Origin of the sequence: Kitasatospora sp. NPDC093679 (assembly GCF_040683455.1) — a bacterium.
GTDB lineage: Bacteria > Actinomycetota > Actinomycetes > Streptomycetales > Streptomycetaceae > Kitasatospora > Kitasatospora arboriphila.
Map to the genome: position 1 here is coordinate 242,456 of NZ_JBFBDW010000005.1, position 13,054 is coordinate 255,509.

Consider the following 13,054-nt stretch of genomic DNA (forward strand, 5'->3'; position numbering starts at 1 on the left):
CCATCGTCCGGCCGCCCGAACATCCGCAAGATCTACCGGCCGGTATTCGAATCTTCTGCCGAACTGTGGCCGTCGCACCGCGGACTCTTCACCATGGGGCCACCCCACACCCCGCCGAGGAGGCCACCCATGCCCCACGCCGACACCCGGGCCGTCCACGCCGGCAGAACCGACCTGCGCGGCCTCGGGACCCACGTCCCGCCGATCGACCTCTCCACCACCAACCCCCTGCCCGGCGTGGAGACCGGCGGCGACAGCTACGAGGCGCTGGCCACCGGCGGACTCGTCCCGGACGGGGGCAGCGCCGTCTACCAGCGGCTGTGGAACCCCACCACCGCCCGCTTCGAGCAGGCCCTCGCCGAACTCGAGGACTGCGAGCAGGCGGTGGCCTTCGCCTCCGGCATGGCCGCACTCGCCGCCTGCCTGCTGGCCGCCCGCGCCGAGGGCAGGGGACACGTCGTCGCGGTCCGCCCGCTGTACGGCGGCACCGACCACGTACTGGCCACCGGCCTGCTCGGCACCGAGGTGACCTGGGCGACCGCCGGCGAGGTCGCCGCGGCGATCCGCCCGGACACCGGCCTGGTGATCGTCGAGACCCCGGCCAACCCCACCCTGGACCTGGTCGACCTGTCCGCCGTCGCCGCCCAGTGCGGGGACGTGCCGCTGCTGGTCGACAACACCTTCGCCACGCCCGTGCTGCAGCAGCCGGTGCACCACGGCGCCACCCTCGTCCTGCACAGCGCCACCAAGTACCTCGGCGGCCACGGCGACGTCCTGGCCGGCGCCGTCGCCACCGACGCCGAGTGGGCGGCGCGACTGCGCCGCGTCCGCGCCGTCACCGGCGGCATCCTGCACCCGCTCGCCGCCTACCTGCTCCACCGCGGCCTGCAGACGCTCCCGCTGCGGGTGCGGCACCAGGCCGCGAACGCCGCCAAGGTGGCGGCCTGGCTGGCCGCCCGCCCCGAGGTCGAGCAGGTCTACTACCCGGGCCTGCCCGAGTGCGACCCGCAGGGCCTGGTCGGGCGGCAGATGGCCGGCGCCGGCTCGGTGCTCGCCTTCTCGCTGCGCGGCGGCTACGAGGCGGCGGCCCGCACCGCGGCCGGCTGCGACCTGATCACCCACGCGGTGTCGCTCGGCGGCGTGGACACCCTGATCCAGCACCCCGCCTCGCTCACCCACCGCCCGGTCGCCCCCGAGGCCCGCCCGCACCCCTCCCTGCTCCGCCTCTCGGTCGGCCTGGAGGAGCCCGAGGACCTCTTCGACGACCTCGCCCGGGCCTTCTCCGAGTAGCACCCCAGGGGCGGCGGGGAACTGCGCCCCTGGGGGCTGCCCCGAGCTGCACGGCCGCTTCAGCGGCGCCCGCGGCGGGCCTTCTCGTAGGCGGCGCGGTGCACCGCCTCCCCCGGGGCCTCGACCAGGCTGCGGAAGAAGTACGCGGCGAGGGCGCCGACCCCGCCGATCAGCCAGACCGCTCCCAGTGAGCGGTCCTCGGCCATCCAGCCGTCGAGGGTGTGGCGGCCCTCGGTGAGGGACTTCCAGGTGCGGATCGCCGCGAGGCAGGAGCAGATCGCGACCGCCCCGATCAGCAGCACGTCGACGAGGCGGCCGGCGTCGGAGAGCGTCACCCCGGCGACGGCGAACCGCAGCACCAGGGCGGCGGCGGCCGTGCAGACCAGGGCGCCGAACGAGACGAGCACCCGGCGCAGCCAGTAGCCGCCGCCGTGGTCGACCCAGGTGGTGCCGAAGAACCGGATCGGCTCGGGCTCGGGGCCTGGGGCGGGCTTCCCGCCCGGGGTGCGCTGGTTCACGGCACCCATTGTCGCCCGGCCGGGGAGCCGGACGGCGGAAGGGCGCCGTGGACCCAACGGCAACAGGGCCGCGGGGTACGGCGCCCTTCCGGTCAGCCGGTGCGGCCTCAGCCCAGCTTGCTGATGTCGCGGACGGCGCCCTTGTCGGCGGAGGTGGCCATCGCCGCGTACGCCTTCAGGGCCTGGCTGACCTGGCGCTGACGGTTCTTCGGCCGGTAGCCGCCCTCGGCCTCCAGCTTGAGCCGGCGCTCGTGGAGCTCCTCGAAGGAGACCTCCAGGTTGATCTTCCGGCCGGGGATGTCGATGGAGATGGTGTCGCCGTCCTCGACCAGGGCGATGGTGCCGCCGGACGCGGCCTCCGGGGAGGCGTGGCCGATCGACAGGCCGGAGGTGCCGCCGGAGAAGCGGCCGTCGGTGATCAGCGCGCAGGCCTTGCCGAGGCCGCGGCCCTTGAGGAAGGAGGTCGGGTAGAGCATCTCCTGCATGCCGGGGCCGCCCTTGGGGCCCTCGTAGCGGATGACGACGACGTCGCCCTCCTTGACCCGCTTGGCGAGGATCGCCTCGACGGCGTCCTCCTGCGACTCGACGACGACGGCCGGGCCGCTGAAGGTCCAGATCGACTCGTCGACGCCGGCGGTCTTCACGATGCAGCCGTCCTCGGCGAGGTTGCCGTACAGCACGGCCAGGCCGCCCTCGACGGAGTAGGCGTGCTCGACGCTGCGGATGCAGCCCTTGGCGGCGTCGGTGTCCAGGGACTCCCAGCGCTCGGACTGGGCGAAGGCCTCGGAGGTGCGCTTGCAGCCGGGGGCGGCGTGCCACAGTTCGACGGCCTCGGCGGAGGGCGAGCCGCCGCGGACGTCCCAGGTCTTCAGCCACTCGGCGAGCGAGTCGGAGTGCACGGTGTGCACGTCCTCGTTGAGCAGGCCGCCGCGGTACAGCTCGCCGAGGATGGCGGGGATGCCGCCGGCCCGGTGCACGTCCTCCATGTAGTACGAGCCGTTCGGCGCGACCTTGGAGAGGCAGGGGACCTTGCGGGAGATCGCGTCGATGGCCCGCATGTCGAAGTCGAGCTCGGCCTCCTGGGCGGCGGCGAGCAGGTGCAGGATCGTGTTGGTGGAGCCGCCCATCGCGATGTCCAGGGCCATGGCGTTCTCGAACGCGGCCCGGGTGGCGATGTTGCGCGGCAGCACGGACTCGTCGTCCTGGTGGTAGTGCCGCTTCGTGATCTCGACGACCGTCCGTCCGGCCCGCTCGTAGAGGGCGCGGCGGGCGGTGTGGGTGGCCAGCACGGAGCCGTTGCCGGGCAGCGAGAGGCCGATCGCCTCGGTGAGGCAGTTCATCGAGTTGGCGGTGAACATGCCCGAGCACGACCCGCAGGTCGGACAGGCGTTCTCCTCGATGATGGCGATGTCCTCGTCGGAGACGTTCTCGTTGACCGCCTGGGAGATCGCGTCGACCAGGTCGAGCTTGCGGACGGTGCCGTCGACCAGGGTGGCCTTGCCGGCCTCCATCGGGCCGCCGGAGACGAAGACCGTCGGGATGTCGAGGCGCAGCGCGGCCATCAGCATGCCGGGGGTGATCTTGTCGCAGTTGGAGATGCAGATCAGGGCGTCCGCGCAGTGCGCGTTGACCATGTACTCGACCGAGTCGGCGATCAGGTCGCGCGAGGGCAGCGAGTAGAGCATGCCGCCGTGGCCCATCGCGATGCCGTCGTCGACGGCGATGGTGTTGAACTCGCGCGGGATGCCGCCGGCCTCCTTGATCGCCTCGGAGACGATCCGGCCCACCGGCTGGAGGTGGGTGTGGCCCGGCACGAACTCGGTGAAGGAGTTGGCCACCGCGATGATCGGCTTGCCGAAGTCCTCCCGGGCTACGCCGGCGGCCCGGAGAAGGGCGCGGGCGCCCGCCATGTTGCGGCCGTGGGTGACGGTACGGGACCTCAGCTCGGGCATGCGCTCCACTCCTTCGGGGCCTGCGGGCGGCCGCTGCGCTGGTGGAAGAGGGTGCAGGACCGCTGTCCTACCGAGGTTACGCCCCCCGGTCCGGGCGGTGGACGCGCTGTCCGCGATGCGGTCAGCGCGTCCACGGATCAGGCCGCCGTCCGGGCCACGAAGAGGTCGAGCAGGTACGGCTCGTTCAGCACGCCCTCGGGGTGGGCGGCCAGTAGGGCGTCCCGCTCGGCGGCCAGCACCGGCGCCCGCTGCTCGGGCGGCAGCACCGCGACGTAGGAGCGCGACTCCAGGTCGGCCAGGTGGCTCTCCACGGTCACCCGCCGGGCCCAGTGCAGCCGGGCGGTCTCCACCCGCAGCCCGTGGGCGCCCAGCGGGCCGGCGAGGTCCTGCGGCGTGGAGCGGTGGGCGTGGTACGAGGGCAGCGCCCGGCCGAGCCGCTGCTGCTGGTCGGCGATCCAGCCCTCGGTGTCGTCCTTGACGTTCCACCAGAGCGCGAGCGCGCCGCCGGGACGCAGCACCCGCAGCGCCTCGGGCACCGAGCGCCCCGGGTCCGTCCAGTGGAAGGCCTGGGCGTAGGTGACCAGGTCGGCGGAGCCGTCGTGGCAGGGCAGGTCGTCGCCGACGCCCTTCACCACCGGGATCTCCGGCGAGACGGCCCGCAGCCGGGCCGCCATGCCGCCGCTGGGCTCGACGGCGAGCACCCGGGCGCCGCGGGCGGCGAGCAGCCGGGTGGCGATGCCCGTCCCGGCGCCGACGTCGACCACGTCGGCCCCGGCGAGCGGGCGGCCGGCGAGGCGCTCCAGCTCGTCGAAGAGCTCGGCCGGGTAGGTGGGCCGCGCCGCGGCGTACTGCTCCGCGACCGGGCCGAACGAGAGTGCGTGGGCCTGCTGCTGAAGGTCTGTCACGTCCTGCCTCCCTCGGTACGGGGACAGGCTAACCCCGGTGCGTCCGGGCGGGGGTGGCGAGGTGCAGCCGGGTGAAGGCGAGGGCCTCGGCGAGGTCGGCCTCCCGCTCGGCCGCCGAGGCGGAGCGGCGGGTGTTGACCTCCAGCACCACGTGCCCGTCGAAGCCGTTACGGGCGAGGCGTTCCAGCAGCGCGGCGCAGGGCTGCTTGCCGCGGCCCGGGATCAGGTGTTCGTCCTTGCCGGAGCCGGAGCCGTCGGCGAGGTGGATGTGGGCGAGGCGGTCCCCCATCCGGTCGGCCATCTCCAGGGCGTCGATCCGGGAGGTCGCCGCGTGCGAGAGATCGATGGTGAAGTGCCGGTACTCCTCGTCGGTGACGTCCCAGCCCGGCGCGTAGGCCAGCATCTCGCGGTCCTTGTACCGCCACGGGTACATGTTCTCCACCGCGAAGCGGACGTCCGTCTCGCCGGCCATCCGGCCGATCCCGGCGACGAACTCCCGGGCGTACTGCCGCTGCCAGCGGAACGGCGGGTGGACGACGACGGTGTCCGCGCCGAGCCGCTCGGCGGCGGCGCGGGCGCGGACCAGCTTGGTCCACGGGTCGGTGGTCCACACCCGCTGGGTGATCAGCAGGCAGGGGGCGTGCACCGCGAGGATCGGCATGGCGTGGGCGTCGGAGAGCCGGCGCAGCGCCTCGACGTCCTGGCTGACCGGGTCGTTCCAGACCATGACCTCGACGCCGTCGTAGCCGAGCCGGGCGGCCAGCTCGAAGGCGGTCTCGGTGGTCGACGGGTACACCGAGGCGGTGGACAGCGCGACCTTGGTGTCCGGGACGTGCACGGCGGGGTGCGGGGGCAGCACCAGGCGGTCGGTGGTGCGCAGCAGGGGCGCCCGCTGCGGCTCCTTGCGGCGGGCCTCCTTCACCGCGCGGGCGACCTTGGCGACGGCGGCGGTGCGGGCCGCGGTGGCGGTCTGCACGGACTTCGCGGAGCGGGCGGTGCGGGTCGCGGCGCCCTTGGCCGTCCGCGAGGCGGCGCCCTTGGCGGTGCGGGAGGCGGCGGCGGCCCGTTCGCCGAGCGTGCCGGCCCCGTCGTCGCTGCGGCGCCGCGGCGGGGTGCCGGCCGCGGCCCGGCGCGGCCCGGAGGCCCGCCGCGCGCCGTCCTCGGCCGCGCGGCCGGCCGGCGATGCGTCGTCGTCCGGTGCTTCCGCCACGGGACACAGGGTATGCGGCGGCGCGGACGAATGGGGCAGAGCCGGAGGAAGCGTGGGCCACGTCTCACCCGGCGGGCCGCCTGCGGCGGGCCGTCAGGGGGTGAGGGCGGGCCTCCGGTCGGCCGGGGTGTCGAGGGCGTCGAGGCGGCGCAGGATGATGCCCTCGCGCAGCGCCCACGGGCAGATGTCCAGCTCGTCGAGGCCGAAGAGGTCCATCGCCGCGTCGGCGACGAGCGCCCCGGCGAGCAGCTGCCGGGCGCGGCCCTCGGAGACGCCGGGGATGCGGGCCCGTTCGGCGACGGTCATGGTGGCGAGCCGCGGCAGCCAGGCGGAGAGGCCGCTGCGGGTGAGCCGCCGGGGCACCCGCGGTCCGGCGTCGGTGGGGGCGGCGCCGGCCATCCGGGCCAGCTGCTTGAAGGTCTTGGAGGTGGCGACGGCGTGGTCGGGCGCGTTCTGTCTGGTGAACTCGCCGACCACGTTCGCGATCTCGGCGCGGATGTGGCGGCGCAGCTCCCGGACGTCCGCCGGGTCGGCGACGTCGCCGGGCAGCCGGGCGGTGAGCCGGCCGGCGCCGAGCGGCAGCGAGGCGGCGATGTCGGGCTGCTCGTCGAGGCCGCAGGCGATCTCCAGCGAGCCGCCGCCGATGTCGAGGTTGAGCAGTCGGCCGGAGGACCAGCCGAACCAGCGGCGGACGGCCAGGAAGGTGAGCCGGGCCTCGTCCTGCCCGGAGAGCACCCGCAGCTCGATGCCGGTCTCGTCGCTGACCCGCTGCAGCACGGCCTCGCCGTTGGCGGCCTCCCGGACGGCCGAGGTGGCGAACGGCAGTATCTCGACGACGCCCTTGTCCTCGGCGACCGCGATCGAGGAGGCCACCATCGAGACCAGCCGGTCGACGCCGGTCGGGGTGATCGCCCCGTCCTCGTCGAGCAGCTCGGCCAACCGCAGTTCGGCCTTGTGCGAGTACGCCGGGAGGGGGGCAGCACCGGGGTGCGCGTCCACCACGAGGAAGTGGACGGTGTTGGAACCCACGTCGAGAACACCGAGTCGCATAGCGGAACACGCTACGCGATCCGGTCCGCCCACCTGCCCGGATCCCCCGTTCCGGCGTCCGGGGGCCGCCGGCGGCGACCCGGTCGGCGGCCGCCGTCAGCGGCCCGGCGCGGTCACAGCAGCCCGTGCCAGAGCTGCTCGACGATCACCGCCCACCAGTTCTCCGGGTCGGTGAACACCGTGCGGTCGACGGCGGCCAGGGCCCACTGCAGCTCGGAGACGGCGGGGCCGGCCGCGTACGGGTGGAGGCCGCGCAGCGCCGGGAGGCGCTCGGCGAGCAGCACCAGGCAGCGGGCGAAGGCGGTCACGTCGGCGTTGCAGTAGCGGGCGGCGGCGGTGTCCGGGTCGATCGCCCGGACGCGGCCCTGCAGCGTGTCGACGGTGATCAGCGCCCAGCCGTCGGTGCCCAGCACCACCTGGCCGAGCAGGGCCTGCCGGGCGTCGGCGGTGGCCCGGGTGCCGCGGCCGGCCTCGGCGAGGCGGGCGGCGGCGTCGGGCAGCACCCGGTCGGTGCGGGTGCCGTCGTGGACGCCGTCCGGCTCCGGGTGGTGCACCGCGAAGAAGCCCTCGACGGCGACCGGCAGGCCGACCTCCAGCAGCGGCCGGGCGACCGCCTCCGGCAGGTCGGCGTGCTCCACCGCCGCGGCGTCGAACCGGCGGACGCCCTCCGGACCGAACCGGGCCGCCAGCCGCTCCGCCAGCGGGCGGCCGCTCTCCGGCTGGGCCGGCGGCACGGAGCGCGGGAACGGCACCCGGTTGGGCCGTACGCCCTCCGGCGCGGGCACCGCCCGGACGGCTTCCGCACGCCCGTCGAACCACGGCCCGTACGCCAGGTCGTGGGTGATCCGGACGCCGGGCAGGGCGGCGGCCAGCGCGTGCCGGGCGTAGCCGCCGGGCAGGGCGGCCGGTCGCAGGTCGGTGTGCAGGTCGAGGACGTCCTCGGCGGGCACGCCCTGCTCGCGGAGCTGCTCGGCGGCGCGCAGCGCCGGGTGCGGCAGTCCGGTCGCGGACCGCACGACCAGGGTCCGCACCTCGCCGAGGGCGTCCCGGTAGCGGAGCGCGGCCCGGGCGCCGGCGCCGGTGGCGGGCGGCAGCCCCGGGTCGTAGTCGCCGGCGCCGAGGAAGTCGCGGTACATCCGGACGACGTCCGGCACCGGCACGGACGGCCAGACGGTGAGCGCGCCGGTCAGCCGGTCGACGACCGCGCAGGCGGCGCCGATCTCCTCCGGGGCGCGCCGGACGGCGGTGAACGGGTTGACGTGGACAGGCGGCGGTTCGGGCCACACCACCCAGCCGTGCTCGAACTCGTGGCTGTGCACCGGGCGGGCGCCCTCCGCGGGGAGCGCGCCGTTGATCCAGCGGTGGGCGGCCTCCATGGCCTGCTCGCGGGTGGTCATCGGCGGGCGCTCCCGGCGGTGGTGCGGTGGACGTGGAGCCGGGACCGCGGCGGGGCGGGCTCGGCGGGACGGGCGGGTTCAGCGGCCGGTGCCGGGGCGGGCTCCGGCCCGGACTCCGGCGGGGCCGCGGCGGCGGGCGCCGCCGCGGGGCCGGGCTCCGCGGGACCGGCTGCGGCGGGATCGGCCTTCGCCGGTCCGGAGCCGGCGTTCGCGGCGGCCGGGGGCACGATGTCCAGCGGCCGGCACTCGGAGTCCAGGGCGATCGCCCACAGGCCGTGCTCGGCGCTGTGCAGCGGCTCGGGGCCGCTGCGGGCGGTCTGGTGGTCGAGCCAGGTGAGCCGCTCGCCGTGGTTGACCACGTTCCAGGCGTGCGAGCGCCGGAAGCCGTCCAGGGTGACCAGCAGCGCCTGGGCGCCCGGGCCGGAACGCAGCAGCGTCTCGGCGACCCGGGCGAGGGCTCCCTCGCCCGCACCGACGTCGTGGAACTCCCGGCCGAGCTCGCGCTCCGCGCGGTCGCGGCCGCCGTACTCGCCGGCCGGGCCGTCGGGCAGCCGCGGCGCGGAGCAGACCGGCAGGCCGGAGAAGGTGTCGACCGAGGAGAGCGCGACGTCGACGGTGTTGTTGGCGCGGCCCGCCTCGCGCGGGCCTCCGCCGTTGAGCGCCTCCGTCCAGCCGCCGGCCGGGTCGGGGTGCAGCTCGGGCGTGCCGTCGGGGCGGCGCGGCACCAGCCGCTCGACCTCGGCCTGGTGGGCCGGGTCGACCGGGCCGAGCCCGCCGGGCAGACCGTAGGGGCGGCCGTCGGCGATCCCGCGGACGGGAACGGGTGCGGCGGGCGCGTCCTGCGCGGAGCGTCCGGAGCGGGCCGCCAGGTAGGCGGCGGCGACCTGGCCGGGGTGTAGCACCGGGACGACGGTCGGGCCGGTGTGCGGCTCCAGGCCGAGGACCTCGGGACGGCGGCGGAGGTCGCCGCTCTCGCCGAGCCGGAACGGCAGCGGGGCCGGGGTGCTGCCGCCCGCGCCCGGGGCACCGCCGCCCGGGGCGCCGCCGCCGGGGGCACCGGCCGGGGTGCGCGGCACCGCACCGGGCGTGCCGACGACCGCGCCGACCACGCCGTTGGCGGCGCCCTGGGCACCGGGCTGGCCGGCCGCACCGGGCGCCGCCGCACCAGGGGCGCCGGGACCGGAGGCACCGGCACCACCCGCACCGGGGGCACCGGGACCACCGGCGACCGGGGTGCCGGCCGGGACGCCGGGCGCACCGGCCGCACCGCCCACCGGGCCGCCGACCGGCGGCACCGCGGCGCCCGCGACCGGGCCCGCACCGGCGGCCGGACCGCCGCCGACCGGGCCGAGCGGGAAGCCGGAGCCGGCCGCGGGCGCCACCGGCGCGGCCGGGACGGCGTAGTCGCCGCCGTGCCGGATGCCACCGGTCGGCACCTCGGCGGGCGGGCCGTAGGTCTGCGGGGACGGCGGGGCGACCACCACCGAGTCGGTGTGCACGGAGATCGGGCCGGGCCGCGGACCCGCGGCCGGCGGGTCGTAGGCGTCCGGCTCGTACACCGGCGGAGCGGGCGTGGCGTGGCCGCCGGAGGGGGTGCTGTGGCCGCCGTACCCGCCGCCGTACCCGCCGCGGTGGCCGCCGGTGTCGGCGGGCGGGGCCTGGACGGCCTGCTGCGGGGCTGCCGTCACCTGGACGCCCGCGGCCGGGGCGGCCTGCAGGTCCACGTCCAGGACCGGTGCGGTCCGGCCGGGACCGTTCCTCGTCGTGCCCGTCGGCCCGTCGGCCGTCCGGTCGCCGGGGCCGCCGAGGCCGTCCGGGTCACCGGAGGTACCGGGGACGCCGTGCCCGCCCGGGCCGGTGCCCAGGTCGGCGGCGGCCACCGGGAGGCCGTCCGCGCCGAGCCGGACGCCGTCGGGGCCGACGGCCGCGTCCACCAGCGGGCGGCCGTCCCGGCCCGTCCCGGCGACCAGCGGCCTGCCGTCGGCGTCGGTGAGCAGCTTGCCGTCCTTGCCCACGGCGAGGCCTGCGGCCGGGTTGCCCTCCGCGTCCAGCATGACCGGGCGGCCGTGCGCGTCGAGGACGGGCCGGCCGTCCTTGCCGACGGCCAGGGAGAGACCGGTGTCGCCGACCACCCCGTCGGCGCCGACCGTCAGCGGCTTGCCCCGGGCGTCGGTCAGCGGCTTGCCGTCGGCGCCCAGCGCGAGGCCCGCCACCGGGGCGCCCGCGGCGTCGAGCAGCACGGGCTTGCCGTCGGTGCCGAGCACCGGGCGGCCGTCCGCGCCGACCTGCACGCTGACCCCGTCCACCGCGGGCAGCCGCTTGCCGTCCGCGCCGACCAGCACCGGGCGGCCCTGCGCGTCGGTGGCGACCGTGCCGTCCGGGTTGAGCGCGGCGGAGACCCCGCTGACCCCGGCCACCGCGGCGGCACCGCCGACGGCGGTGCCGAGCAGCTTGCCGGTCATCTCCCCGCCGGAACGGGCGGCGCTGAGGGTGCGGAACTGCCCGTGCTTCCCGGCGCCGTCGGCCTGCGCGATGCGCTCCAGGGCCGTCACGGCGGGCTCCTTCAGGGCCGCCTGCAGGCCGTCCTTCATCTCCCGGCCGAGCTCCGCCAGCAGCGCGCTGACCTTGATCTTCGCGGCCTCGACCGCGATCGCCTCGCCGGCCTCGGCGGCCGCGCCCTTCGCCGTGCCGACCACCTGCCCGACCAGACCGGAGAGGCCCTCCCCCTGCGCGGCCTTCACCTGGGCGGCGGCCGCGGCCTCCGCCTTGTCCGCCTCCGCGATCTCCTCGGCGAGCTCGGTGAGGACGGCGATCAGCCGGGCCTTGCAGTCGTCGACGGCCGCCGCGGCCCTGTCGAAGGCGCCGGCCAGCGACTCGGCGGCGCCGTGCGCGTCGTCGAGGTGGCCGCGGCCGCCGCCGCTGAAGCCGCGCCAGTGCTCGGCGAAGGCCTCGACGGCCGGGCCGGAGTTCTCGCCGGTGACGCGCTCGGCGGCCGAGACGCCGCGCCGGCCCAGCCGTTCGGCCTCGGCGCCGAACTCGCGCCACAGGCCGCCCGCGCGGCGCAGTGCGTCCTCGTCGGCCTCCGGCCAGTGGCGGCCGAGCCGGGCCATGACCGGAGCCAGCTCCTCGGGCAGGTTCCTGGGCATGTGGTCCCCCTTCGGTGGTGCGGCTTGACGGTCCGTCGACTCAGAGCGCGGTGGGAGCGGCGCCGGTTCCCCGGCCGACCGCCCGGAACGCGTCGCGGTTGCCCTGCTCGTTCTGCTCCGCGTTGTCGGCCATGGTGTGCAGGCCGGTTCCGACGCCGCCGAGCCGGTCGGCCAGGCCCTGCAGCCCGGCCAGCACGCCCTCCCGGGCGCCCTCGTACACCTGGCCGAAGCCCTGGCCCGGCTCGTCCCGCCCCCAGGGGGTGCCGAGCGCGGCCAGTCCGTTCTCCAGGTCGAGCGCGGCCCGCGCGAAGTCGTTCGAGACGGTCTCGAACTCCCGCCCCTCGCCGTGCAGTTCCCAAGGCTTCAGCAGAACCCTGTCGGCCATCCCCGTCCCCCGTCGTCGCGTCCCGTCCCCGCACGCAGCCGTCTGCAGCCCGCCATCCTAGGCCCCGGGCGCGGGGCGGCCCGTGCCGCGGTGAGCCTCTTCACCCTGCCTTCACGACCCGGCGGACGGGTGCGCACGGCCGGTGCACGGCCCGTGCGGGCGGGGTGCGGGGCAGGTGCGCCGCCGGTGCGCGGCTCCGGCGGCATCGGGAAACGGCAGCCGAGGCCATACCCTTGCAGCGTGGCAGCAGCAGACACCGCACAGCACAAGAAGCCGAAGAAGAACGGCACGAAGCCGGCCTCGACGGTGGTCGACCTCGCGATGCCGACCGTGCGGCCCGAGGTCCCGCTGGACTTCCCCCGCGCCTGGGCGGAGTTCACCGACCCGGCCGACGAGGAGCAGGTGTTCCGCTGCGACCTCACCTGGCTCACCTCCAACTGGGGCTGCATCTTCGGCCGGGGGTGCCACGGCATCCAGGAGGGCCGCGGCGCCTCCGACGGCTGCTGCACCCTCGGCGCCCACTACTCGGACGAGGAGGACGAGCAGCGGGTCGCCGGCCACGCCGCCCGGCTCACCCCGGAGATCTGGGAGAACCATCCGCACGGCACCGACGCCAAGGGCCGGATCCGCCTCGACGGCGGCATCACCATGCTCGACGAGGACGGCGACCGGCAGACCCGGCGGATCGACGGCGCCTGCCTCTTCCGCAACAGCCCGGACTTCCCCGGCGGCGCGGGCTGCGCGCTGCACATCCTGGCCCTGCAGGAGGGCCGCGAGCCGCTGGAGACCAAGCCGGACGTCTGCTGGCAGCTCCCCGTCCGGCGCACCTACGACTGGATCGACCGGCCGGACGACACCCGCTACCTGCAGGTGAGCATCGGCGAGTACGACCGCCGCGGGTGGGGGCCGGGCGGCCACGACCTGCACTGGTGGTGCACCGGCAGCCCGGAGGCGCACGGCGCGCCGGACCCGGTGTACGTCAGCTACCGCGCGGAGCTCACCGAACTGATGGGGCCCGAGGCGTACGCCGTCCTGGCCTCCCTCTGCGAGCAGCGCATCGCCACCAAGGGCCACAAGAAGCTCGCCCCGCACCCCGCGGACGACTAGTGCCGCGTCGGGCAACCTTCGCCCGTCAAGGAGCGGCGTCCGGTGCGTGCTGTCGGCGTGCCGGCCGGAAGTCCTCGTACTGGACGTACTCGGA

The 13,054-nt window shown here is 76.4% G+C and carries 10 protein-coding genes; 2 read left to right on the forward strand and 8 right to left on the reverse strand.

Annotated features, from left to right (window positions below; translation table 11 throughout):
* Positions 1-129 precede the first annotated feature (129 nt).
* Positions 130-1,290, forward strand: a complete 1,161-nt coding sequence (locus AB0O09_RS07185; protein WP_363540564.1) for a PLP-dependent transferase — start codon at positions 130-132, stop codon at positions 1,288-1,290.
* A 59-nt stretch (positions 1,291-1,349) separates the two neighbouring features.
* Here the strand turns inward: AB0O09_RS07185 and AB0O09_RS07190 are convergent, their stop codons facing one another.
* The 8 genes from AB0O09_RS07190 to AB0O09_RS07225 all read right to left on the reverse strand — a co-directional run bounded on the left by AB0O09_RS07190 (position 1,350) and on the right by AB0O09_RS07225 (position 11,853).
* The gene (locus tag AB0O09_RS07190) at positions 1,350-1,808 is read right to left on the reverse strand and encodes an EamA/RhaT family transporter (protein WP_363540565.1); all 459 of its coding nucleotides are present in this window, start codon (positions 1,806-1,808) and stop codon (positions 1,350-1,352) included.
* 107 nt (positions 1,809-1,915) lie between these two features.
* A complete protein-coding gene (gene ilvD, locus AB0O09_RS07195) occupies positions 1,916-3,760 on the reverse strand; it encodes a dihydroxy-acid dehydratase (protein ID WP_363540566.1) in 1,845 nt (614 codons plus the stop codon).
* Positions 3,761-3,897: 137 nt separating this feature from the next.
* The gene (locus tag AB0O09_RS07200) at positions 3,898-4,665 is read right to left on the reverse strand and encodes a methyltransferase domain-containing protein (protein ID WP_363540567.1); all 768 of its coding nucleotides are present in this window, start codon (positions 4,663-4,665) and stop codon (positions 3,898-3,900) included.
* 28 nt (positions 4,666-4,693) lie between these two features.
* Positions 4,694-5,503 (reverse strand): sugar phosphate isomerase/epimerase, encoded by an 810-nt coding sequence (locus AB0O09_RS07205; protein WP_363540577.1) that lies wholly within the window; start codon positions 5,501-5,503, stop codon positions 4,694-4,696.
* Between the two features lie 465 nt (positions 5,504-5,968).
* Positions 5,969-6,925, reverse strand: coding sequence for a Ppx/GppA phosphatase family protein (locus tag AB0O09_RS07210; RefSeq protein ID WP_344628531.1), 957 nt, complete (start codon positions 6,923-6,925; stop codon positions 5,969-5,971).
* 113 nt (positions 6,926-7,038) lie between these two features.
* Positions 7,039-8,322, reverse strand: coding sequence for an SUKH-4 family immunity protein (locus tag AB0O09_RS07215; protein ID WP_363540568.1), 1,284 nt, complete (start codon positions 8,320-8,322; stop codon positions 7,039-7,041).
* Positions 8,319-11,468 (reverse strand): toxin glutamine deamidase domain-containing protein, encoded by a 3,150-nt coding sequence (locus AB0O09_RS07220; protein ID WP_363540569.1) that lies wholly within the window; start codon positions 11,466-11,468, stop codon positions 8,319-8,321. Before AB0O09_RS07220 ends, AB0O09_RS07215 begins: the two co-directional genes overlap by 4 nt.
* A gap of 40 nt (positions 11,469-11,508) precedes the next feature.
* Complete coding sequence (locus tag AB0O09_RS07225; RefSeq protein ID WP_363540570.1) at positions 11,509-11,853, reverse strand: hypothetical protein; 345 nt, start codon at positions 11,851-11,853, stop codon at positions 11,509-11,511.
* Positions 11,854-12,174: 321 nt separating this feature from the next.
* Here AB0O09_RS07225 and AB0O09_RS07230 point away from each other — a divergent pair, with 321 nt between their 5' ends.
* Positions 12,175-12,960: a hypothetical protein gene (locus tag AB0O09_RS07230; protein ID WP_363540578.1), complete on the forward strand. Its 786-nt coding sequence runs from the start codon at positions 12,175-12,177 to the stop codon at positions 12,958-12,960.
* Positions 12,961-13,054: the final 94 nt, after the last annotated feature.

Excerpts from the sequence above, each read along its gene's own strand:
- AB0O09_RS07185 (WP_363540564.1), top strand. The coding sequence starts at position 130 with ATGCCCCACGCCGACACCCGGGCCGTCCACGCCGGCAGAACCGACCTG.
- ilvD (WP_363540566.1), bottom strand. The coding sequence starts at position 3,760 with ATGCCCGAGCTGAGGTCCCGTACCGTCACCCACGGCCGCAACATGGCG.
- AB0O09_RS07210 (WP_344628531.1), bottom strand. The coding sequence starts at position 6,925 with ATGCGACTCGGTGTTCTCGACGTGGGTTCCAACACCGTCCACTTCCTC.
- AB0O09_RS07215 (WP_363540568.1), bottom strand. The coding sequence starts at position 8,322 with ATGACCACCCGCGAGCAGGCCATGGAGGCCGCCCACCGCTGGATCAAC.
- AB0O09_RS07220 (WP_363540569.1), bottom strand. The coding sequence starts at position 11,468 with ATGCCCAGGAACCTGCCCGAGGAGCTGGCTCCGGTCATGGCCCGGCTC.
- AB0O09_RS07225 (WP_363540570.1), bottom strand. The coding sequence starts at position 11,853 with ATGGCCGACAGGGTTCTGCTGAAGCCTTGGGAACTGCACGGCGAGGGG.
- AB0O09_RS07230 (WP_363540578.1), top strand. The coding sequence starts at position 12,175 with ATGCCGACCGTGCGGCCCGAGGTCCCGCTGGACTTCCCCCGCGCCTGG.